This window comes from Neobacillus niacini, assembly GCF_036961885.1.
GTDB lineage: Bacteria > Bacillota > Bacilli > Bacillales > Cytobacillaceae > Neobacillus > Neobacillus niacini_H.
This window is the reverse complement of record NZ_JBALNQ010000037.1, coordinates 1-20,554: the sequence shown is the minus strand read 5'-3', so window position 1 is coordinate 20,554 and position 20,554 is coordinate 1. Positions and strand designations below refer to the sequence as shown.

Here is a 20,554-nt window from a genome sequence, read left to right as displayed (position 1 = left end):
TGGAGGTAAATAGAAATGAAACACATATTTAATAAGGGAAAAGATTCAAAAAAACCAACTTTCCTCATGCTCCATGGAACAGGGGGGACTGAATTAGACCTGCTGCCACTTGCAGGAATGATTGATGACGAAGCATCTGTGTTGAGTGTCCGTGGGAATGTTTTAGAAAATGGAATGCCTCGTTTTTTCCGCCGATTAGCAGAAGGGGTATTTGATATAGAGGATTTAATTTTTAGAACAAAGGAATTAAACGAGTTTCTAGATGAAGCAGCGGTTAAATATGATTTTGACCGTGATAATATTATCGCCATTGGTTATTCAAATGGTGCCAATATTGCAGCTAGTTTATTATTTCACTATCAAAATGCATTAAAGGGTGCTATTCTCCATCATCCAATGGTACCGATAAGTGGAATCGAACTACCAGACTTAACAGGAAAATCCGTATTCATAGCAGCTGGAACAAACGATCCAATCTGTTCACCATTGGAATCCACTGAATTACAATCACTTTTAAAAAATGCAAATGCTAAAGTTGATATTCATTGGGAGCATAACGGTCACCAGTTGACCAGGGAAGAAGTAGAACACGCAGCTCAATGGTATCGTAAATTATAATCTGATATAAAAAGCTAATCAGTACATTGCTACTGATTAGCTTCTTTCGGTGGAAAATATTCTATTTAAGGGTACTATATTCCTTCTTTATCTCATCTACGGTGTTATCGATTTGCTCGCCCCAATGATCATTGATAGTATTGAAAATCACTTTCCCACCTTTATCCATCATTGCGTAACCTCTATATGCAACATCACCATTTTTCATGTCCATGACATCAATTAATTCTAACTTAGGATCCGATACAAAGGAGATGCTTTGACCAAAGTTTGCTTCCAATTCCTTATGTAATGCATTTAATTCTTCAGGAAGATCTTTGCTGATTATGTACATTTCTACATCCATGCCGGCTAATTTATCAAGGTTTTCATGCAACTTAACTAGTTGCTGGTGACAAAGCCCTCAGGTATAGCTGGTAATAAAAAAGAACACTGTTGGTTTTTCTAGTGGAAAAGTGACCTCTTCCTGTTCATGGTTTAATAATGTGATCGGTTTGCTGAGTGTCTTTTGTCCACATGCAGTTAATACTAGAATAGATATAAGGAACAAGAAAATAATTCTTTGTTTCATGTAGTTCTCCTTTTTAGCTTAGAAATTTTCGAACCTCTGAAGGTTATTACCATTATTGTAGTGTAAATGAAGTTGTGTATCAAATGATACACCTTATCTACTCCCAAAAAACAAAAACCAGATAGGATATTCCCATTCTGGTTTTCCACTGCTTACTTTTTCTCGGCAAGCCACGATGCAACAGCATCTGCATCTTCGCCTTTAAGAATTCCTCCAGGCATCCCACCTTGTCCGTTAACAATAATTGCTTCGATCTCATCTTTAGAATATTTTGAGCCAATCTTATCAAGATCCGGGGCTCCACCGCTCACTAAGTCTCCACCATGGCAGGAAGCGCAGCTTTGTTGAAATAAAGCATCTCCAGCGTCGGCAGTTTGTTCTTGTTTTTCGGAGGGTGTGTTGTCTTGTTCCGTTTCTTCATCTCCTCCACCGCATGCGGTGATAAAGCCAAGAAAGGCTACACAAATAATTCCATAAATCCACTTTTTAATATTGTTCACCTCCAACTACTAGTAGGGTTTCAATTTTAACTTGGAAATATTCTAATGGACGTTCTCATCAAGTGCTGGAAAAACGTGTAAACCTATTTCAGTTTTTTTGCAAAACATTCAAATATTCCTTTGACCGTTTTATTCATTATGAATATAATATAATCAAATGTACATTTGAATGATGATGAGTATTGGTGAATTGGGTTCAATAATGAATGACACTGATTTCATACACTTTTGCTCACCGATGGAGGGGAAAGTTCATGAACAACGCTTTGGAAAAAGATAATGAGAAAAATGTTTACCGTGTACAAGGGTTCACCTGAGCCAGCTGTGCCACAAAGTTCGAAAAGAACGTAAAACACCTGGATGGTGTTTTAGATGCGAGTGTAAATTTTGGTGCTGCCAAACTAACGGTTTATGGTGATACCACCGTAGTGGAAATTGAAAAAGCAGGAGCCTTTGAAAATTTAAAAGTCTTTCCTGAAAAGCAAAGAATAGAAGAGAAAAAAGTTCCGTTCTTACAAAAACACTCAACGGTCATCATCTCGATTGTTTTCCTTCTTATTGGATGGATGGCTGCTCAATTGAACGGCGAAGAGAGTATCGAGTCCATTCTAGCCTATGGTGCGTCTATTTTTATTGGTGGGTACCGCCTATTTACTACTGGTATAAAAAACTTAATTCGTTTTGAATTTGATATGAAAACCTTAATGACGATTGCTGTCATTGGTGCCGCATTTATAGGAGAATGGGGGGAAGGAGCAACTGTAGTTATCCTGTTTGCAATAAGTGAAGCGCTTGAATCTTATTCCATGGACAAAGCGAGGCAATCGATTCGTTCGTTAATGGATATCGCTCCTATGGATGCTTTGATTCGGAGAGATCATAAGGAATTCACCGTTGAAGTAGGTGATATTCAAATCGGCGATATCATGATTGTAAAACCAGGGCAAAAAATCGCTATGGATGGAATCGTTGTTAAAGGATTATCAACCGTGAATCAGGCTTCCATTACTGGTGAATCTGTGCCAGTAGCAAAAACACTTGAGGATGAAGTGTTCGCTGGAACATTAAATGAAGAAGGATTGATTGAGGTTAGAGTTACCAAACATGTGGATGATACAACCATCGCTAAAATCATTCATCTTGTTGAGGAAGCGCAAGCCCAAAGAGCACCATCCCAAGCATTTGTTGATCGATTTGCTAAGTATTACACGCCAGTTATTATGCTAATCGCATTGGGCGTTGCAGTAATACCACCTATGTTCTTTGGTGCAGATTGGGATAAATGGATCTACCAGGGTTTAGCGGTTCTAGTGGTTGGATGTCCATGTGCACTTGTCATTTCAACTCCGGTGGCGATTGTAACGGCTATTGGAAATGCAGCTAGAAATGGTGTGCTCATTAAAGGCGGTATTCATCTAGAGGAAATGGGAGCGATTAAAGCGATTGCCTTTGATAAAACAGGAACCCTCACTGAAGGCGTACCGGTTGTCACAGATTACCTGCCACTGGAAAATAAAAATCCAAATGAAATCTTTGCCATTATCGCTGCACTAGAACATGGTTCACAACATCCATTGGCTTCAGCCATCATGAAAAAAGCAGAACAGGAAAAGCTGCCTTACCAAGGACTTGCTATAGAAGACCTCACTTCAATAACTGGAAAAGGGATTAAAGGTAAGGTTAATGGAAAAATGTATTTTGTCGGCAGTCCCAAGTTATTTGACGAAGTCTTACTAGATGGAATTCCACCGTATTTGAAAAAGAACATATCTGACCTTCAAAATAAAGGGAAGACAGTAATGGTAGCTGGCACTGAAACAGAAATTGCAGCTCTTATGGCAGTTGCAGATGAAGTAAGAGGGAACAGTAAATCCGTTATAAAGAAACTTCACAAATTAGGAATTCAAAAAACAATCATGTTAACGGGTGATAATATCGGGACTGCGAACGCAATCGGAAATCAGGTAGGTGTTTCTACCATAAAAGCAGAATTACTCCCACAAGACAAATTGACCATTATTAAAGAACTAAAAGGGGAATATGATCATGTAGCCATGGTGGGGGATGGGGTGAATGATGCACCAGCGTTAGCTGCAGCAACTGTAGGGATTGCCATGGGTGGGGCAGGTACCGACACTGCACTTGAAACAGCTGATATTGCTTTAATGGCAGATGATTTAAGCAAACTTCCATTTACACTACAACTAAGTAGAAAAGCTTTAATGATTATCAAGCAAAACATTTCCTTCTCACTAGGAATTAAACTTGTTGCCTTATTGTTGGTCATACCAGGTTGGCTCACACTGTGGATTGCCATCTTTGCGGATATGGGTGCTACACTTATTGTTACACTTAATGGGTTAAGACTGCTCAGTGTGAAAAATAAAAAATAAAAACAGTTGTTGAGAATACCTTAAAGGGTTCCGTTTTGAGGTGCTTTTCTTAAAATACGTGCCAAAATGACAGTCGTATCGCCATTGTTATGGTATATAAAAAAGTAAAACTCGCCAGTGGGCGAGTTTCTTTATTAGGAATACAAAAACCTTATAAATATAAAACCTCAATTACTTGTGAATCGGTTCACTTGGATTTTTAGGATAAAACTCACGCCCTTCTAAATAAGAAGTCTTGCCTTAATCGAGTAACCAGCAAAAGTAAAATAAGCGGAGATTTTCCGGTTATATGCAAAATGGGGCTCGTTTCAGGGTATATAAGCGGAGTTTTCCGGTTATTCAAAGAAAAATCTCCCATTTTCATATTTTTTGAGTCATTAGGCGGAATCTCTCCGTCTATTTAAACCTTTTTTAATAATAATTACCAATTAGGCGGAATTTTCCGCCTAATTATCAACTCTGGTGTTTACCTGATCCCATAACCGATAAGTGCCGAATACCTCGACCGCTGTTTTTAGGTTCAATTCTTGTGTTTTATTCCCAATATCTAATACTTTCCGTTTTAGATGTAGGTTCTCTCTTGATTACTTTGCCTGCAGCATCGTAATATACTTCGTATTCCTTATAGATTTCCACATAATAACCGTCCATCCTTTGAACACGGTCGAGCCTATTCTCTAACACCGGGACGTCTGTTGGCGGTTCTACATCTACTGGCTGTGCCACTGCTGGTTGGCTGGACGAGTAGGAATAGCCGCTATGAATAAACGAGTAGGGTGAATCTAGATAGGCTACAAGGGCAACCATGATACACAGGAATAAAAACGTCGTGAAATGAGAAAGTAGTTTCATACATCTCGACTCCTTTTAACATGTACATCCTCGTAACCTATCTTATGCATGTCCTTATCACTTATGCTAGTTTGTTTTTAAGAGTAATGCTTTTGAACGATATATCTGATATAAAACAAAAGCTAGAACGGAAATAATTACTCCAGATATATAGGGTAAACCAATTGATAAAGAGAATAACCAACCTCCAAGTGGTGGACCAATAATCCTACCTAGAGAGTCAAAGGAAGAAAGAAGTCCTGTGGAGCTTCCATGACCTGATGTGGATGTTTTTGTAAGCAACGACGAAACACTCGGACGGATAACTCCGTTTCCAATACCAAAAATCGTTAAGTAAATCGCAGCAGTTGTAAAGCTATCCACTAGTAGTATTAAACCGAAACCTATGGCAGATACAACAATACCACCTTGAATAACCTTACCTTCTCCGTATTTTTTAGTAAGCTTACCCATTAAACCGCCTTGAACCATAGCACCAGCAAACCCCATTATCATAAAGATATATCCAAGATCCGTGGCGTTTAGTCCTGCTTTTTTAGCTGCAAAGTAGGCGAAGGTTGCTTCTAATCCTGATAGAGAAAGAGAAATAAATAGCTGTAAAATAAATAATACGGATGATGGACCACTAAATGATTGCCATAACGACGGTTTTTCGGCTGAAGATACCATCTCAGTCTTTTTTTGCAAGGTTTCTTTTAATAAAAAGAAAACAAGTATCAGGGTTATTAATGATGAAAAACCTGCTAAGTAAAAAGGCATACTCATACTGCTTTTTGAAAAAATTCCACCGATTGCAGGTCCAAAGACAAAACCTAGTCCAACAGCTGCTCCAATGATCCCCATTCCTTTCCCACGATTTTCAGGGGTGGTTATATCAGCAACATAAGCCATAGCCGTTGGCATATTAGCAGAAGAAAGAATGCCTCCAATAATTCGAGCAGCAAATAACATCCAAAGCTCTGTTGACAAAGCTTGGATAAAGAACGATAGTGCAAGTCCCGTTATTCCAATCATCATGATGGGCTTTCGTCCAATGCGGTCAGATAATCTACCCCAAATTGGTGCGAAAATCAGCTGCATTAGTGAATAAACGGCCATTAATAGCCCAAGCTGAAAGGTATTGGCACCAAGTTCCTCAGCATAAAACGGAAGCACAGGAATGATAATACCAAAACCGATCATCACTAAAAACATCACTAAGAATAAAATAGGTAAAGCTCTTTTTGTTTCCAAATAACTCCAACTCCTAAAAAAATTCAACAGTTCAAATCTCTATGTACTACAATAAATCAATTTTTAGCCGCTATGCTTAGGATAATTGAAAACATGAAGCTAATACAAGTATTTCAACATATTATTTTCTAAACTACCAAGTTTTTGCATATTATATCGCTTGCTAGCAAAAATATAGCACAAGAGATAAAAAAAGAACACATATCCTTTCAAAGGACAGGTATTCTTTACTTCACTGCTTTCCGAGTTGTTTCTGATGCAAAGTCTGCAATAATAACAAGAATCATATAGCACAGTAATAGTAAGGTGATTTGAGTGTAATCAAAATAGCTCATAGCGAGTTTAAAATCCATTCCAAGTCCACCTGCACCAACAAATCCTACTACAATCGTTGTTCTCATAATAACTTCCCATCGATAGAGAATATAAGTTAGAAATCTAGGGAGGACGATTGGCAGAATCCCATAAAAAAGGATTTCAATTTTCGAAGCACCAGCCGTGGCTAAATTTCTAATTGGCCTTGGATCCATGTCCTCGACCACCTCTGCCCATAGCTTTCCTAGAATACCAAAATTATGAAGTGCAAGAGCCAATGCACCAGGCAAGATTCCAGGTTTAAAGATAAAAATAATCATCATCGCCCAGACTAACTCTGGAACCGATCTAGAAAATATATACGTCATTCGAATAATGCCGTAAACTATCCAATTATACCACCTTTTTTTCAATGTAAGACTGCCATTTGCAATATTTCTAGTTGCAGGAATAACGGTAATAAAGGCGACAATTGTTGCAAATCCAATTGCCATAATACTCATTTCTAGCGTTTCCAACGTTAGCGTTAATGCTGTAGACCAGCTCTCTGTATCAAGGAAAGCGGGGTTTTCTTGATTAATGCCCAGGAGTCCACCAAAGAATTTTTTTGCATATTCGATATTTTTTTCTGATAATAATTCAAATAGATTTGCGTTTTCTGCAAGAGTAATATATAGCCAAGAACCAATGATTAAAAGGAAGGCGAATAGAACAGATAGCCAGCCACTGCCGATACCTTTTTTCCGTTTATGCTCCGTTAAGCCTTTACGAACAAAGTTACTCCATAAATCCACCACAATAACGAGAGCAATTAAGAAAAAGACAAACGTCCATACAGATTCATATTTCAAGTCTGCTAGTGCCAATTGAATCTGAAAACCTAATCCCCCAAGTCCAACAAAACTCATAATAGCAGAAGATCGAATGGCACACTCAAACCTGTACATGGTATAACTAATAAAGTCTGCCCAAACTAATGGAAGGTAACCATAAATCAGTGTCTGAAGTCGAGAGGAACCCGCTGATTTAAGTGCAGTAATAGGTTGCTCTGTTACATCCGTTAACATATCTGCAAATATTCTTCCAAGAATTCCACCATAGGGAATTGCTAGAGCGAGGATGGCTGCATAAGGGGATAAACCCACTGCTGCCACAAAAAGCCATGCCCAGATTAATTCATGAATTGAGCGAGTAAATCCAAGAATCCCCCTAAATACCACTTTCGAAAAAATTCTAGAAAACTTACTAGAGGTTAACGTTGCTGATGCAAGGACACCAACAATAAAGGCATAAATAATGGCCAATGACATTCCAGCAACTGCGTAGGCGAGGGTAATCCAAGCTGATTCCAAACCAATCATGATTATGTCAGGATGTAGATTGGGATGGATTAATCCTTCGAATATTTGCAACATCGTTGGAATCCCGCCAGCATGATATAACTCTGAGTTCCAATGAACGGAGGAAAGACTCCAGATGAACACGATTAGTAACAGTAACGTGAGGATGAATCTTTTATGAAGCTGAAGAGAGGGAATAAGTTTCATCATCCTAAACCTGCTCCTTCAATTGGTATAATTCGGTTAAAAGTTCATCGGTAACTTTTTCTGTTGGCAAATCAAAAAATATCTCCCCATTTTTGAGTGAGATGATTCTGGTGAAGTATTTACGTGCGTATTCTACAGAATGTAAACTTGCAAGTAACGTTTGTTTTTCTTCCGTAACTATTTTTGTCAGCATGGAGAGCACATCGTCTGCTCGAGCAGGGTCGAGAGAGGCAACTGGTTCATCTGCTAGGATTATTTCTGGATTTTGCACCATTAATCTTGCCATCGCCACACGCTGTTGTTCTCCACCTGAAAGCCTGGCTGTTATTTCGAAAGTTTTATCCTTAAGCCCAACTCTTTCAAGTGCATGAATAGCCACTTCTTTTTCTTGAGGGACAAGAAGTGATAATAATGATTTGAAGAATCCCCATTCAGATAATTTACCAGCTAGGACATTATGAATTACCGCTAACGGTCCAATTAAATCAAATTGTTGGCGAATGACACCGACTTTCTTTGCAAACTGTTTGCCCTTTTTATATTTTGTAATTGGCAAGGTATCAATCATAAGCTCACCGCTGTGAAGGGGAACAAGTCCGGCAATGGTATTTAATAAGGTTGTTTTTCCAGCACCACTTGGACCAATTAAGGCTATTAACTCTCCTTTTTGTATAGAAAAAGAAAGGGAAGATAAGGCTATCTTCCCCTCGAAATGTTTTGTTATATTTGTTGCTTCAATTACTGTTTTTGAAGACATAGTACAACACCTACTACTTTATAATCTCTAATTCCTTTGCGACCTTCTCAATCTTTTCATAGTTATCATTTTTTGTTTCAATAAACTTGTCAGTTTGGAATAAATCTGTAATTTCTTTAGAATCTCCTGGCATTGCTAGAAGTGAATCTTTTATTTTCTGTTTAGACCCTTTACCAAAAACTTCTTCAACGTTGCTATTGATAGTCCAGTTATAGTCATAATAATCCGGAGTAGTATAGAAAACTTTGACTTTGCTTGTATCAACCTTTCCATCTTTAACAGCAGCTTCCCAAACAGAAATATTTAAGGCACCAGCTTGGAAAGAACCAGATTCAATTAATTTGTAGGTTGTATCATGTGAACCTGAAAAATTCGGTTTACCATTAAAGTCAGTATTAGCGTCAATACCTTCTTCTGCTAAGAAAAACCGTGGCATTAAATGTCCAGATGTTGAGCTTTCACTGCCAAATGTAAATGATTTACCTTTTAAATCAGCAAGTGTATTAATGCCTGAATCTGGTTGAGTAATAAAAACAGATTTAAATTCTGCATCACGTGGACGTTGAACAATGGATTCAGCTTCAGGAACAAGATTTCTGGCTTGAACACTTGTTAACCCACCAAACCATGCTAAGTGTATCTCACCACGTTGGAAACCTGTAACTAACGCTGCATAATCAACGGAAGGTACATATTCAACCTTCATGCCAGTTTCTTCGCTCAATTGCTTTGCAACAGCTTCCATTCCTGTTTGTAGAAAAGCTGCATTTTGATCGGGAATAGCACCGATTTTTAAAACTTCCTCTGTTTTTGTTTCTTTCTTTTCTTCTTTTTCTTCATTTGCTTTATTATCAGTTTGCCCACATGCTGCTAACGTAAAAACAAGCATTAATAATATAATACCAGACAACCATTTTTTCATAAAATTATTCACCTCATAGATTTTGTAGTTTAACACTGTAGTTATGTCCTTGCATTATGATTATAAATAAAGGGATAACCTTATTAAATTCAATTTATCTATTTAACTAATTAAAATCAATCGATTTTTCCGATAGCAATGGTTAGTAACATAACGTGAAAAATACTATAAATAATTTGGAAAAATTAATTACCTGTTTAGAAACTGGGAATAATGGAATGATATTCTTGGGACGTACGATATTAATGACTGAGTGAGGTGGGTTTAAGTGGAACAAATTCAAGAAGTTAGATTTTGTGAAAATTGCAGCCGAGAAACCGTGCATATGGTAAGAGAAGACCCATTGGAAATCGAATATATCTGCAAAGAATGCAATGACCATCAAGAACTCTTTAAATCGTTTTTTTAGTTCACTTGTAGAGTGGAACCTGAACTTTGGCAATACATAAGATATATGGAACCGTAAGGAGGGGGAAACTTGGTCACAAATCATAATAATGTTTCAATTGGAGCGATCTCTGGCGGCATTGTTAACTTTGGCGGCGCGATTTACATTTCACCCATCGCCATTACCAAAACTAGCTCTGGCTCTGGAGAAAATAACACAAGTACGGATTCAGTAATGGGTACTAATCAAGAGCCAATTATCAATTTCCCTAAGCGTTGCTAACATTAGCTTCGCTTTATTTTTTTGTTCATTGTGAAGTGGTATAAAGAGGGTTGAATGGTAAATAATACTTAAGCGAATGTGATTAGGCGATTGAGGGTGATGCAATTGTTCTTTATAAAAAAGCTTTTTTCTCCTAAAGATGAAGTAGTTACGAAGGACCAGGATCTTATTCCAGATACAAAAGAAAAAATGTCCGCTGAATTTAGAAAAAGATTACATTATAGTACTGATATTTTAGAGAATCAAGTTGGTAGTTCAGGGATTACTATTTTCTCCATTAGTACATTAATCGATAAAACCATGTTTCATCAGGATATTATCGATCCGATAAAAAATTTATCCTTCGATTCCATTCAAAACGTTATGGAGCATTTATCTGTTGGTGAGATCAAACAGGCAAATCAGATGGAAAAGGTGATCAAATCTGCTCTAGACGGAGATGTCATCATTTATTTAGCAGGAGAAACATCCGTTCTTTTGGCAAAAATCCCTTCCAGAGTGGGGCGTTCATTAACATTTGCGGAGAATGAAACACACGTTATTGGTCCTCAAATAGCCTTTAATGAAAGCTTAATTACAAATATAGCCCTTATTCGAAATTACATAAAAGATCCGGATTTATGTGTAGAAGATTTTGTGATAGGGAGCCGCACGAATAAATCTGGTTCCATCCTGTATTTGAGTGGTATTGCCTCTGAACAAATGGTTAACACGTTAAGACAAAGAATCGATGCGATAAAAATAGATGGAATTCTTGATAGTTCCGTACTTTTACAGCTTATAGAGGATAAATCTTTATCATTATTTCCGTTAATGTTGTTAACAGAGCGTCCAGATCGAGTTTGTGATTTGCTGTTAAAGGGAAAACTGGCGGTTCTAGTTGATGGCAGCTCATTAGCTATCGTTTGCCCTCACTCTTTCATGGAATTTTTTCAGGCTATGGAAGATAGTAATGTAAATTGGCAAATTGGTACTTTCTACCGATTATTAAGACTTATCGCCTTATTTTTTTCCGTATTCCTAACCGCAATTTATGTTGCTTGTCTTACTTTTCATTATGAAGTCATTCCACAAACTTTGTTGGTAACCCTTAGTGAGTCTAGAGCAAGGGTCCCGTTTCCACCCATAATTGAAGCCTTATTATTAGAATTTTTCTTAGAATTATTACGAGAAGCAGGAGCACGATTGCCGACCAAAGTGGGGCAAACAATGGGTATAGTCGGAGGTATCGTGATTGGAACAGCAGCAGTAGACGCAGGGTTTACAAGCAACATTCTAATTATCATCATAGCCTTAGCTGCACTAGGATCATTTGTTACACCCAGTTATTTCATGGGTAACGTCATTCGAGTTTTGCGATTTCCTCTTATTATATTGGCTGGATTTTGGGGGTTTTACGGTATTATGTACGGTTTTTGCTTTTTATTACTGCACCTGTTACGCCAGTCGAGTCTTGGGAGTCCTTACCTAGCACCTTTTTATCCACCTCGTTTTGCAGATTGGAAGGACAGTATCATTCGTTTGCCTTTATCATTCACCTATAAAAGACCAGACCTGTCAAGACCAGAAAACGAAAACCAATATGATCCTATAAAAGCTAAAGAAAAAAATTGACCTTAAGTAGCAGGTGAACAAATGAAAGTTCATTATCAACCAAAGCCACAATCTTTATTAAGCTCCTTTTTGTTGATTTTTATTATTCAAGCTAACCAGGTTGGGATTGGGATACACGGATTTCAACGGGTTATCTTTATGGAAGCTAAACAGGACGGTTGGATTTCGGTTTTGGTTGCAGGTTTTGCAACTCATATTGTGGTTTTTGTTATCATTAAAACTTTACAGATATATGGTTCTACCGATATTTATGGCATACACCATGAAGTATATGGAAAATGGCTAGGAAAATTATTTAATAGTTTATATATCCTTTATTGCTTATGGATATTTTTGCTCATTCTTAAAAACTATATTGAGGTCCTGCAAACATGGGTTTTTCCAACAGTACCTGTCTGGTTGTTTTCATTTTCCATCCTGCTTTTAGTCATTTATGGGGTGACCGGTGGGATTCGAATGATCGTTGGGGTTTGTTTTTTTAGCATAGCACTTTCCCTTTGGATATTTGTGTTCATCGTCTATCCCTTACGATATACGGACTTTGGTCACCTGCTTCCCGTAATGGAATCCAGTTTGGTTCCTATTTTAAAGGGTGCCTATAAAATGACTCTAACCATTTTAGGCTTTGAAATCCTTTATGTTATTTATCCTTATATGGAAAAAAAGGAAAAGCTTCAAAAATACGCTCATATCGGAGTCGCAGCAAGCAATTTCGTATATTTACTCCTTATGCTTCTAGCCATTGGTTATTTTAGTCCTGGGCAATTGTTAAGTACCATTTGGCCAACTCTTACCTTATTCAAAATTGTTAAGCTCCCTTTTATCGAGAGAATAGAGTATTTTGCTGTAACTTTTTGGCTGCTTATCATTCTCCCTAATCTAATGCTTTATTTATGGGCAGCCGTACGGGGTGTTAAACAGAGTTTTGGAATAAGTCAGAAAAAAACGTTGTGGGTATTTGCAACACTAATTTTTGTATTTAGTCTGTTTATAAATACACGGATAAAAATCAATCGTTTTAACGATATTTTTGCTAGCCTGGCTTTTTATTTTACCTTTTGTTATCCACTTGTTTTATATGCTTTTGCTCTTCTTAAAAAGAAGATTAATACCTATAAGGAGCAAATGAAATGAAGAAAATGGAGTGGGTTTGTATTTTCTTATCCATTTTACTAATTTGTGGCTGTGCAGAACCCAAAGTACTTGATAGATTAGGTCTGATTACAACAGTTGGATATGACTTAGGAAAAAATGGATTTATCTTAGGAACGTTGGTTGAATTAAAGATCGATCCTAACACACCTAAAGATGTTGTTATTGTCGAATCTGAGGCACAGTCAGTAAGGGGAATTGTTACCAGTGCAAATAAAAAAACATCCAGGAGATTAACTTCGGGACAACTGCGAGTTATCATATACGGAGAAGACATGCTTAAACAGGGTAAAACAAAAATAGCACAGACATTAACTAGTGACCCTACTATTAGTGATATGACATTTTTAGCTATGACTGACGGGAAAGCTAGGGATTTGTTACATTTAAAAAGTGAGCATATTCCTGATATTGGAATTCATATTTTCAGGTTCATGGAGCAAAATACCAAAATCAAAACCATGCCTTCTTCAACCATGCAAGAGGTTTTACATACTCATTACACAGTAGGCAAAGAACCAGTCATGCCTATAATAAATAAGAATGATAATAAGGGCATTGTTTTTTCAGGGGTCGCCATCTTTAAAGGGGCTAAATTGGTTGGAAAAATAAATACTGACCAAAGCTTTTATTTAGGATTAATAAATGACAAATATAAGTCTGGCAGCAAGGATGTTGTGATTAGAAGTGATTCCCCAAAATTGAAGGGAGGGCATTTAGGGAGTCACAAAACTGTCGCTGCGCTAGATTCAATACAAAGCAGTAGTAATATCAAACTTATAAATAAAGAAAAGCCTGAATTTGCTCTTAATTTAAAACTTAGTGCACGATTACTTGAAATAACAAGCCCGATTGATGTTGGTAATCCTCAAAATATGAAATTAATAGAAAAAGAAATTGGGAAGAGCATGAAAAAGGACATTGAAAACCTCATAGCCTATTGTCAATCTAAAAATTCAGATGTATTTGGCCTTGGAGATACATATAAAAGAACGGTTCGTCACTCAAACCTTACGGATGAAAAATGGTACAAAATGTATAAGGATGCGAAAGTAAATATTAATGTAGATTTTACTGTCAAAAGAACGGGACTTAATGAATGATAATGAAAAAGCTGCTAGGTTCAATTTGAACTTCTGGCAGCTTCTTTCATTCCTATTATGCAACACCTTGACTGCTAGTTTTTGAAGCTTGAGTTTGCTTCACAGGCTTCGCAACATTAAACACAATATTTAAGAATATAGCCGTTAAGCTTCCTGCAACAATTCCATTATTGGTAAGGATTTTTACACTTTCAGGAAGCTGTGCAAAAAGGTCAGGAACAGCGGTAACACCAAGACCCATTCCCACAGAACATGCAATTATCAACAAATTTTCTTGTGAAGCAAATTCTACTTTACTTAACATTTTGATTCCGTACGCAATCACCATTCCGAACATGGCAACCATTGCTCCCCCTAAAACAGAGGTAGGAATAACCGTTGTTAAGGCACCAATTTTAGGTACGAATCCTAAAATGACTAACATTGTACCCATGGTATAGATAACGTTTTTAGTCTTTACACCTGTTAATTGTAAAAGCCCAACGTTTTGTGAGTAGGTAGTGTAAGGAAATGCATTAAACAATGCTCCTAACATAATCGCAAGACCCTCTGCACGATATCCTTTAGCTAAATCATTCTGATTAAGTTTTCTGCCAGTAATATCACTAAGGGCAAAATAAACACCCGTTGATTCTACTAAACTTACAATCGCAACCAGCGTCATCGTGATAACTGGAGCCCATTCAAAAGTAGGGGTACCAAAATAAAATGGCTTTACCATATGGAACCATGAAGCTTCACCGACAGCTGCAAAATTAACCTTACCCATTAATGAAGCTGCAATTGTTCCCCCTGCAAGACCTAGGAGAATCGCAATAGAACGAATAAATCCTTTTGTAAAACGATAGAGTAGAATGATGAATAATAGCGTTCCAAATGCAAGGCTAATATTAGAGAGGGAGCCAAAATCAGGGCTGCCTTGTCCACCTGCGATATTATTCATAGCCACTGGAATTAGTGTAATACCGATAATCGTCACCACAGAACCAGTAACGACAGGAGGGAAGAATTTAATTAACTTACTAAAGAATTGAGCTATCAACACAACCATTAATCCAGAAACGAGAATCGAACCGTAAATGGCTGAAATACCATATTCTCCGCCAATGGCTATCATCGGACCAACAGCAGTAAATGTACAACCCAAGACGATCGGTAAGCCAATCCCGAAAAAGCGGTTCTGCCAAACTTGTAAAATGGTCGCGATCCCACACATTAAAATATCAATCGAGACCAAATAAGTTAATTGCTCTCCAGTTAGATTTAAAGCTCCACCAACGATAAGAGGGACGATGACAGCTCCTGCATACATCGCTAATACATGTTGAATTCCTAAGGATGCAATTTTAAAAGGATTTTGTTTCATTAGATTGATTCCTCCATTTTTTCAGTAATAAATGTTGCTTCTCCGTTAGATAGAGCGGAGATTCTTGCTAATGACTCAACTCTTAATCCTTTTTCTTTTAATTTCTGTGCTCCAGGTTGGAAGGACTTTTCGATAACGATACCTATGCCTGTAACTTTTGCATTGGCTTGTTGAACCATTTCAACTAAAGCAAGAGCTGCCTGTCCATTAGCTAGGAAATCATCGATAATGAGAACCTTATCGTTTTCGTTTAGATATTTACGATCAATGGCGAGTTCATTTGTTTCATTTTTAGTAAATGAGTGAACACTTGCTGTCAGTAAATCATCTGTCAATGTAATTGATTTTCTCTTTCTTGCAAAAATAACTGGAACAGCCAGATGTAATCCAGTCATAACAGCAGGGGCAATCCCGGAAGACTCAATCGTAACAATCTTTGTAATTCCGTCAGCTGCAAATCGCCGGGAAAATTCTTTGCCAAGATCATTCATTAAAGTTGGGTCAATTTGATGATTTAAAAATGAATCCACCTTTAACACATTTTCATTAAGGACTCTGCCATCCTGTTTAATCTTTTCTTCTAATAATCTCATCTGAACAACCCCCTGTGAAAAAATAAAAAGGCCCAAACACCATTGCTCACATCAAAATTTGAGTGAGGCAATGACATTTGGGCTTAACGACCAAAATGAATGGAGCCTAAAAAGCTGCACCATTTGCATTACCCACTCATAGTCGGATTGTTAACGGAAATCCGGTAGAAACTTGCAGGCCATAACCCTGCGATTATATGAGTGAAAACTTATGAATTTTATTCACATTATAACATGGAGCATAAGGAAATCAATATATTTTTAAACAAAAACCGAACGTAGTTTTTTTAAATAATTAAATCGTTCGTATTGTAGAAACGTTCTATTTATTATACGGAAAGGCTTAATCCAATATTGAATATCCATTCAGTTTCGGTTACTATAAGAATAGGTATTTTATTCAGAAAATTCAAAAACGAAGGAGTGACGAAATGCAAAAATCAATCCCTGAAAATTGGTGGAACCAGTTACGATTGCCTGTAATCGCGGCACCGATGTTTTTAGTGTCAGGTCCAGAATTAGTCAAGAATTGCTGTTTAAATGGTGTAATTGGATCATTCCCGGCCCCCAATGCAAGACCGATTGAGCTACTTGATCAATGGATGGCACAGTTAAATGAAGAATTAGCAGAAGCAAGAGCAGCTGAGCCTGACCGTAAAATTGCGCCATGGGCAATGAATATGGTTGTACATAGCACCTATAGCCGTCTCCAGGACGAAATTGAGTTAATCAAAAAACACAAGCCGCAATTAGTGATTACTTCTTTAGGAAGTCCAAAACACGTGGTTGAAATTGTTCATGAGTATGGCGGTTTGGTTTTCTCCGATGTCAGTGATTTAAAATTTGCCCGAAAGGCTGCAGAAACAGGTGTTGACGGATTAATACTTGTAGCAAGCGGCGCCGGTGGACACGCAGGTCAAATAAACAGTTTTGCCTTTGTTGATATGGTTCGCACTTTTTGGGATGGTATTGTTATTCTTGCCGGTGCAATCTCAACTGGTAAAGGGATAGTAGCCGCGCAAGCAGCCGGTTCCGACCTTGCTTATATGGGAACAAGGTTTATTGTTGCGACTGAAAGTATGGCAAACGATGATTATCGTGAAATGCTTGTTAACTCCACACAGGAAGATATTGTCTTAACCGATGCCTTTTCTGGTGTACGTGCGAACATGCTGATTCCAAGTATCGTAAAGGCTGGCCTTGACCCAACGCAGTTAGTAAAGAAAGAAAAGATTGATTTTGATAATATGGAAGGTAAAACTGACGCGAAAGCTTGGCGGGATATTTGGTCCGCTGGTCACGGAGTTGGTGCCATCGACAAAATCGAATCCGCTGCTGATATCATAAACCGCTTAGAAGTGGAATACCAAGATGCGCTGGAAAAGGTGAATCAAGCTTCTGCGAAAGTAAGTAGATTAAAAGTGAAATAACCTTGTTGGTAATTGCATAAAAGAACCTGTCCAATTATTGGGCAGGTTCTTTTTTCTTCTGGACCATTTTTATTACTTTATAACCGGGCTTAATTTTTACCCGTTTTGTTTCCTTTCCAGTCTTTACCTGATAAAGCGTATATTTTTTAGGCAGGTGCTCCAGTATTTCAACTTTTTGAACGTTTTCGTTGCGGAAATATTTATGTATTTTTCGAATTTGTTTTTCTCGTTTTTCACCAAAAAGCCAATCATAGAGAAAAATAAATACAAAAATAAATAATCCACCAACAATAATGGTATATAGAATTGACGAAATATATGTCACAAGCTACATCCTTTCTAAAAAAGACTTTAGCCTTCATTATATCGTTTTTTTATTAATTTGGAAAAATAACCATTGGATAATCTAAAAATGAAGTGAAAAAAATTTTTAAACGAATGTCCTCTTGGAATGAACATTTACAAATAAAATATGATAAAGTATAGTAAAGAAATCCATTCATACTGGGATTCAACGAATAATCAACTGTCCGCCTGGAACGGACAAATGTTTTTCTTAAAGCGACAATAAGGGGGAATATATGTGTCCAGTACTATTTTAGAGCAATTTTTAAACGAAAACTTAGAAGATTTAAAAGGTAAGGGTCTATACAATGTGATCGATCCATTAGAAAGTCCAAACGGTCCGATCATTACTATAAATGGTAAACAGTTAGTGAATCTTTCATCCAATAACTATTTAGGATTAGCAACAGATAAACGGTTGAAAAAAGCGGCTGCGGAAGCAATTGAAACGTACGGTGTCGGAGCTGGAGCGGTTCGTACCATTAATGGAACTCTCAAACTCCACGTTGAATTAGAAGAAAAGTTAGCTGAATTTAAACATACGGAAGCAGCTATTGCTTATCAATCAGGTTTCAATTGTAATATGGCTGCCATTTCAGCGGTTATGGATAAAAATGATGCGATATTATCAGATGAACTAAATCATGCATCGATTATTGATGGCTGTCGTTTATCTAAAGCGAAGATAATTCGTGTGAATCATTCCGATATGGAAGATTTACGCGCAAAGGCCAAGGAAGCGAAGGAATCGGGTCAATACAATAAAATCATGGTTATTACCGATGGTGTATTCTCCATGGACGGGGATATTGCATTATTACCAGATATCGTACAAATTGCTGAAGAATTTGATCTAATTACATATGTAGATGATGCTCATGGCTCCGGTGTCCTAGGGGATGGTGCAGGTACAGTTAAACATTTTGGCCTATCTGACAAAATTGATTTCCAAATTGGAACACTATCCAAGGCGATTGGCGTCGTAGGTGGATATGTTGCTGGGAAAAGAAATTTAATTGATTGGCTTAAGGTTCGCAGCCGTCCATTTCTATTCTCAACATCCTTACCACCTGCAGATGTGGCAGCTAGTAAAAAATCCATTGAGATTTTAATGGAGAGTACAGAACTTAACCAAAAGCTTTGGGAAAATGGGGATTACCTTAAGAAGGGCTTGAAAGAATTAGGCTTTAATATTGGAAACAGCGAGACACCAATCACTCCTTGTATTATTGGGGATGAGTCGCTAACGCAGAAATTTAGTAAGCGCCTAAATGAAGAAGGTGTATATGCTAAGGCAATTGTATTCCCAACGGTTCCTCAAGGAACAGGACGTGTCCGTAATATGCCAACAGCCGCACATACACAGGAAATGCTTGACCAAGCCATCTCAATTTATGAGAAAGTCGGTAAGGAAATGGGCATTATTTAATCAATCATAGAAACCCTAGGATGGGCGAGATTTCATGACATTTGTGAAGGGGACGGGGAAGAATGAAACGAATTTTAATTACAGGTGCATTAGGACAAATCGGTTCTGAGCTGACGATGAAATTGCGGGAAACGTATGGTACAGACAATGTGATTGCCACTGATATTAAAAAGAATGACAGTGAAGCAGCAGTGAGTGGACCATTTGAAATCGTTGATGTTACCGATCTCAACAAAATGGGAGAGGTAGCAAAAAAATACAAAGTCGATACGGTGATGCACTTAGCAGCACTCCTATCTGCTACAGCCGAAGCAAAACCTGTGCTAGCTTGGAATTTAAATATGGGTGGATTAATGAACGCATTAGAAACAGCGCGCGAGCTTAATGCACAATTTTTCACACCTAGTTCAATTGGTGCATTTGGTCCGTCCACACCAAAGGATAGCACACCACAGGATACGATTATGCGTCCCACGACGATGTATGGAGTAAATAAGGTAGCCGGGGAACTTTTGGGTGATTATTATTATCACAAATTCGGAGTGGACACGAGAGGATTACGTTTCCCAGGATTAATTTCACATGTTGCCCTTCCTGGTGGTGGTACCACAGATTATGCAGTCGAAATTTACTATGAAGCCATAAAAAATGTCCGGTATACTTCCTACATCGATAAAGGTACGTATATGGATATGATGTATATGCCCGATGCTCTAAATGCGATTATCGATTTAATGGAGGCAGACCCATGTAGGCTTATTCACCGTAATTCGTTTAATGTCACTGCAATGAGTTTTGCCCCTGAAGAAATTGCAAACGAAATTAAGAAACATATACCTTGCTTTGAACTGACCTATCAAGTTGATCCTGTTCGGCAAAAAATTGCTGACAGTTGGCCAAATTCCATTGATGCCATCGCTGCAGAAGAAGAGTGGGGCTTTAAGTTTAAATATGACTTAGCTAAAATGACAGAAGATATGATTCAAAAATTAACAAATAAACTATTACCAAACAAAACCAGTGCTTAAGTGATAAAAATAGATGACCTAATCTAAATGGAGATTGGTTATCTATTTTTTTTGCTTTTTGTTTGATTTGTAGAAGCTGTACGGTTCTTTGTAGAAACTGTATGGTTTTTTGTAGA

19 protein-coding genes, 1 pseudogene and 1 riboswitch are annotated in these 20,554 nt (G+C 37.6%); of the genes and pseudogenes, 9 read left to right on the top strand and 11 right to left on the bottom strand.

From position 1 onward, the window contains the following. Window positions 1-15: 15 nt before the first annotated feature. On the top strand, window positions 16-618 hold the full coding sequence (locus V7124_RS16200; RefSeq protein ID WP_335490956.1) for an alpha/beta hydrolase: 603 nt from the start codon (window positions 16-18) through the stop codon (window positions 616-618). Between the two features lie 61 nt (window positions 619-679). Here the strand turns inward: V7124_RS16200 and V7124_RS16195 are convergent. The 3 genes and pseudogenes from V7124_RS16195 to cccB form a co-directional block, all read right to left on the bottom strand. After that, window positions 680-1,003: pseudogene (locus tag V7124_RS16195) on the bottom strand (hypothetical protein); the annotation flags it as partial. An 18-nt stretch (window positions 1,004-1,021) separates the two neighbouring features. Further along, window positions 1,022-1,189 (bottom strand): hypothetical protein, encoded by a 168-nt coding sequence (locus tag V7124_RS16190; protein WP_335490951.1) that lies wholly within the window; start codon window positions 1,187-1,189, stop codon window positions 1,022-1,024. 152 nt (window positions 1,190-1,341) lie between these two features. Further along, the gene (cccB, locus tag V7124_RS16185) at window positions 1,342-1,680 is read right to left on the bottom strand and encodes a cytochrome c551 (protein ID WP_420490556.1); all 339 of its coding nucleotides are present in this window, start codon (window positions 1,678-1,680) and stop codon (window positions 1,342-1,344) included. 263 nt (window positions 1,681-1,943) lie between these two features. Here cccB and V7124_RS16180 point away from each other — a divergent pair, with 263 nt between their 5' ends. Continuing rightward, complete coding sequence (locus V7124_RS16180; protein ID WP_335490944.1) at window positions 1,944-4,082, top strand: heavy metal translocating P-type ATPase; 2,139 nt, start codon at window positions 1,944-1,946, stop codon at window positions 4,080-4,082. Window positions 4,083-4,616: 534 nt separating this feature from the next. Here V7124_RS16180 and V7124_RS16175 read toward each other — a convergent pair. From V7124_RS16175 to V7124_RS16155, 5 genes are all read right to left on the bottom strand, one after another. Beyond that, window positions 4,617-4,934 carry a hypothetical protein gene (locus V7124_RS16175; protein ID WP_335490941.1) on the bottom strand — a complete coding sequence of 106 codons (318 nt, stop codon included), beginning with the start codon at window positions 4,932-4,934 and terminating at the stop codon, window positions 4,617-4,619. 66 nt (window positions 4,935-5,000) lie between these two features. Next, window positions 5,001-6,167, bottom strand: a complete 1,167-nt coding sequence (locus V7124_RS16170; RefSeq protein ID WP_420489546.1) for an MFS transporter — start codon at window positions 6,165-6,167, stop codon at window positions 5,001-5,003. A gap of 227 nt (window positions 6,168-6,394) precedes the next feature. Then, on the bottom strand, window positions 6,395-8,032 hold the full coding sequence (locus V7124_RS16165) for a PhnE/PtxC family ABC transporter permease (RefSeq protein ID WP_335490937.1): 1,638 nt from the start codon (window positions 8,030-8,032) through the stop codon (window positions 6,395-6,397). Window position 8,033: 1 nt separating this feature from the next. Beyond that, window positions 8,034-8,786, bottom strand: a complete 753-nt coding sequence (locus V7124_RS16160; protein ID WP_335490933.1) for a phosphonate ABC transporter ATP-binding protein — start codon at window positions 8,784-8,786, stop codon at window positions 8,034-8,036. Between the two features lie 13 nt (window positions 8,787-8,799). Beyond that, window positions 8,800-9,708 carry a putative selenate ABC transporter substrate-binding protein gene (locus V7124_RS16155; protein ID WP_335490928.1) on the bottom strand — a complete coding sequence of 303 codons (909 nt, stop codon included), beginning with the start codon at window positions 9,706-9,708 and terminating at the stop codon, window positions 8,800-8,802. Between the two features lie 478 nt (window positions 9,709-10,186). Between V7124_RS16155 and V7124_RS16150 the strand changes: the two genes are divergently transcribed. The 4 genes from V7124_RS16150 (at window position 10,187) to V7124_RS16135 (ending at window position 14,247) form a co-directional block, all read left to right on the top strand. Then, on the top strand, window positions 10,187-10,378 hold the full coding sequence (locus V7124_RS16150) for a spore germination protein (protein WP_335490925.1): 192 nt from the start codon (window positions 10,187-10,189) through the stop codon (window positions 10,376-10,378). Between the two features lie 105 nt (window positions 10,379-10,483). After that, window positions 10,484-11,992: a spore germination protein gene (locus V7124_RS16145; RefSeq protein WP_335490921.1), complete on the top strand. Its 1,509-nt coding sequence runs from the start codon at window positions 10,484-10,486 to the stop codon at window positions 11,990-11,992. Window positions 11,993-12,013: 21 nt separating this feature from the next. Then, window positions 12,014-13,126, top strand: coding sequence for a GerAB/ArcD/ProY family transporter (locus V7124_RS16140; RefSeq protein WP_335490917.1), 1,113 nt, complete (start codon window positions 12,014-12,016; stop codon window positions 13,124-13,126). Continuing rightward, the gene (locus V7124_RS16135) at window positions 13,123-14,247 is read left to right on the top strand and encodes a Ger(x)C family spore germination protein (RefSeq protein WP_335490914.1); all 1,125 of its coding nucleotides are present in this window, start codon (window positions 13,123-13,125) and stop codon (window positions 14,245-14,247) included. The genes V7124_RS16140 and V7124_RS16135 overlap by 4 nt, the downstream gene beginning before the upstream one ends. A gap of 55 nt (window positions 14,248-14,302) precedes the next feature. Here the strand turns inward: V7124_RS16135 and V7124_RS16130 are convergent, their stop codons facing one another. Both V7124_RS16130 and V7124_RS16125 read right to left on the bottom strand, forming a co-directional pair. Beyond that, window positions 14,303-15,613, bottom strand: coding sequence for a nucleobase:cation symporter-2 family protein (locus tag V7124_RS16130; protein ID WP_335490911.1), 1,311 nt, complete (start codon window positions 15,611-15,613; stop codon window positions 14,303-14,305). Further along, a complete protein-coding gene (locus V7124_RS16125) occupies window positions 15,613-16,206 on the bottom strand; it encodes a xanthine phosphoribosyltransferase (protein WP_335490907.1) in 594 nt (197 codons plus the stop codon). Before V7124_RS16125 ends, V7124_RS16130 begins: the two co-directional genes overlap by 1 nt. Window positions 16,207-16,325: 119 nt before the next feature. Beyond that, a riboswitch (purine riboswitch) is annotated at window positions 16,326-16,427 on the bottom strand. Window positions 16,428-16,637: 210 nt separating this feature from the next. Here V7124_RS16125 and V7124_RS16120 point away from each other — a divergent pair. Beyond that, complete coding sequence (locus V7124_RS16120; RefSeq protein ID WP_335490905.1) at window positions 16,638-17,636, top strand: NAD(P)H-dependent flavin oxidoreductase; 999 nt, start codon at window positions 16,638-16,640, stop codon at window positions 17,634-17,636. Between the two features lie 34 nt (window positions 17,637-17,670). On the opposite strand, the gene V7124_RS16115 is transcribed toward V7124_RS16120, so the two are convergent. After that, complete coding sequence (locus tag V7124_RS16115; protein WP_335416503.1) at window positions 17,671-17,961, bottom strand: hypothetical protein; 291 nt, start codon at window positions 17,959-17,961, stop codon at window positions 17,671-17,673. 258 nt (window positions 17,962-18,219) lie between these two features. On the opposite strand from V7124_RS16115, the gene V7124_RS16110 reads away from it, so the two are divergent. After that, window positions 18,220-19,410: a glycine C-acetyltransferase gene (locus V7124_RS16110; protein ID WP_335490900.1), complete on the top strand. Its 1,191-nt coding sequence runs from the start codon at window positions 18,220-18,222 to the stop codon at window positions 19,408-19,410. Window positions 19,411-19,472: 62 nt separating this feature from the next. After that, window positions 19,473-20,438 carry an L-threonine 3-dehydrogenase gene (locus V7124_RS16105; protein WP_335490897.1) on the top strand — a complete coding sequence of 322 codons (966 nt, stop codon included), beginning with the start codon at window positions 19,473-19,475 and terminating at the stop codon, window positions 20,436-20,438. The last annotated feature ends 116 nt before the right edge of the window (window positions 20,439-20,554 follow it).

Excerpts from the sequence above, each read along its gene's own strand:
- V7124_RS16125 (WP_335490907.1), bottom strand. The coding sequence starts at position 16,206 with ATGAGATTATTAGAAGAAAAGATTAAACAGGATGGCAGAGTCCTTAAT.
- V7124_RS16105 (WP_335490897.1), top strand. The coding sequence starts at position 19,473 with ATGAAACGAATTTTAATTACAGGTGCATTAGGACAAATCGGTTCTGAG.
- V7124_RS16155 (WP_335490928.1), bottom strand. The coding sequence starts at position 9,708 with ATGAAAAAATGGTTGTCTGGTATTATATTATTAATGCTTGTTTTTACG.
- V7124_RS16190 (WP_335490951.1), bottom strand. The coding sequence starts at position 1,189 with ATGAAACAAAGAATTATTTTCTTGTTCCTTATATCTATTCTAGTATTA.
- V7124_RS16175 (WP_335490941.1), bottom strand. The coding sequence starts at position 4,934 with ATGAAACTACTTTCTCATTTCACGACGTTTTTATTCCTGTGTATCATG.
- V7124_RS16165 (WP_335490937.1), bottom strand. The coding sequence starts at position 8,032 with ATGATGAAACTTATTCCCTCTCTTCAGCTTCATAAAAGATTCATCCTC.
- V7124_RS16160 (WP_335490933.1), bottom strand. The coding sequence starts at position 8,786 with ATGTCTTCAAAAACAGTAATTGAAGCAACAAATATAACAAAACATTTC.
- V7124_RS16130 (WP_335490911.1), bottom strand. The coding sequence starts at position 15,613 with ATGAAACAAAATCCTTTTAAAATTGCATCCTTAGGAATTCAACATGTA.
- V7124_RS16140 (WP_335490917.1), top strand. The coding sequence starts at position 12,014 with ATGAAAGTTCATTATCAACCAAAGCCACAATCTTTATTAAGCTCCTTT.
- V7124_RS16200 (WP_335490956.1), top strand. The coding sequence starts at position 16 with ATGAAACACATATTTAATAAGGGAAAAGATTCAAAAAAACCAACTTTC.
- V7124_RS16135 (WP_335490914.1), top strand. The coding sequence starts at position 13,123 with ATGAAGAAAATGGAGTGGGTTTGTATTTTCTTATCCATTTTACTAATT.
- V7124_RS16120 (WP_335490905.1), top strand. The coding sequence starts at position 16,638 with ATGCAAAAATCAATCCCTGAAAATTGGTGGAACCAGTTACGATTGCCT.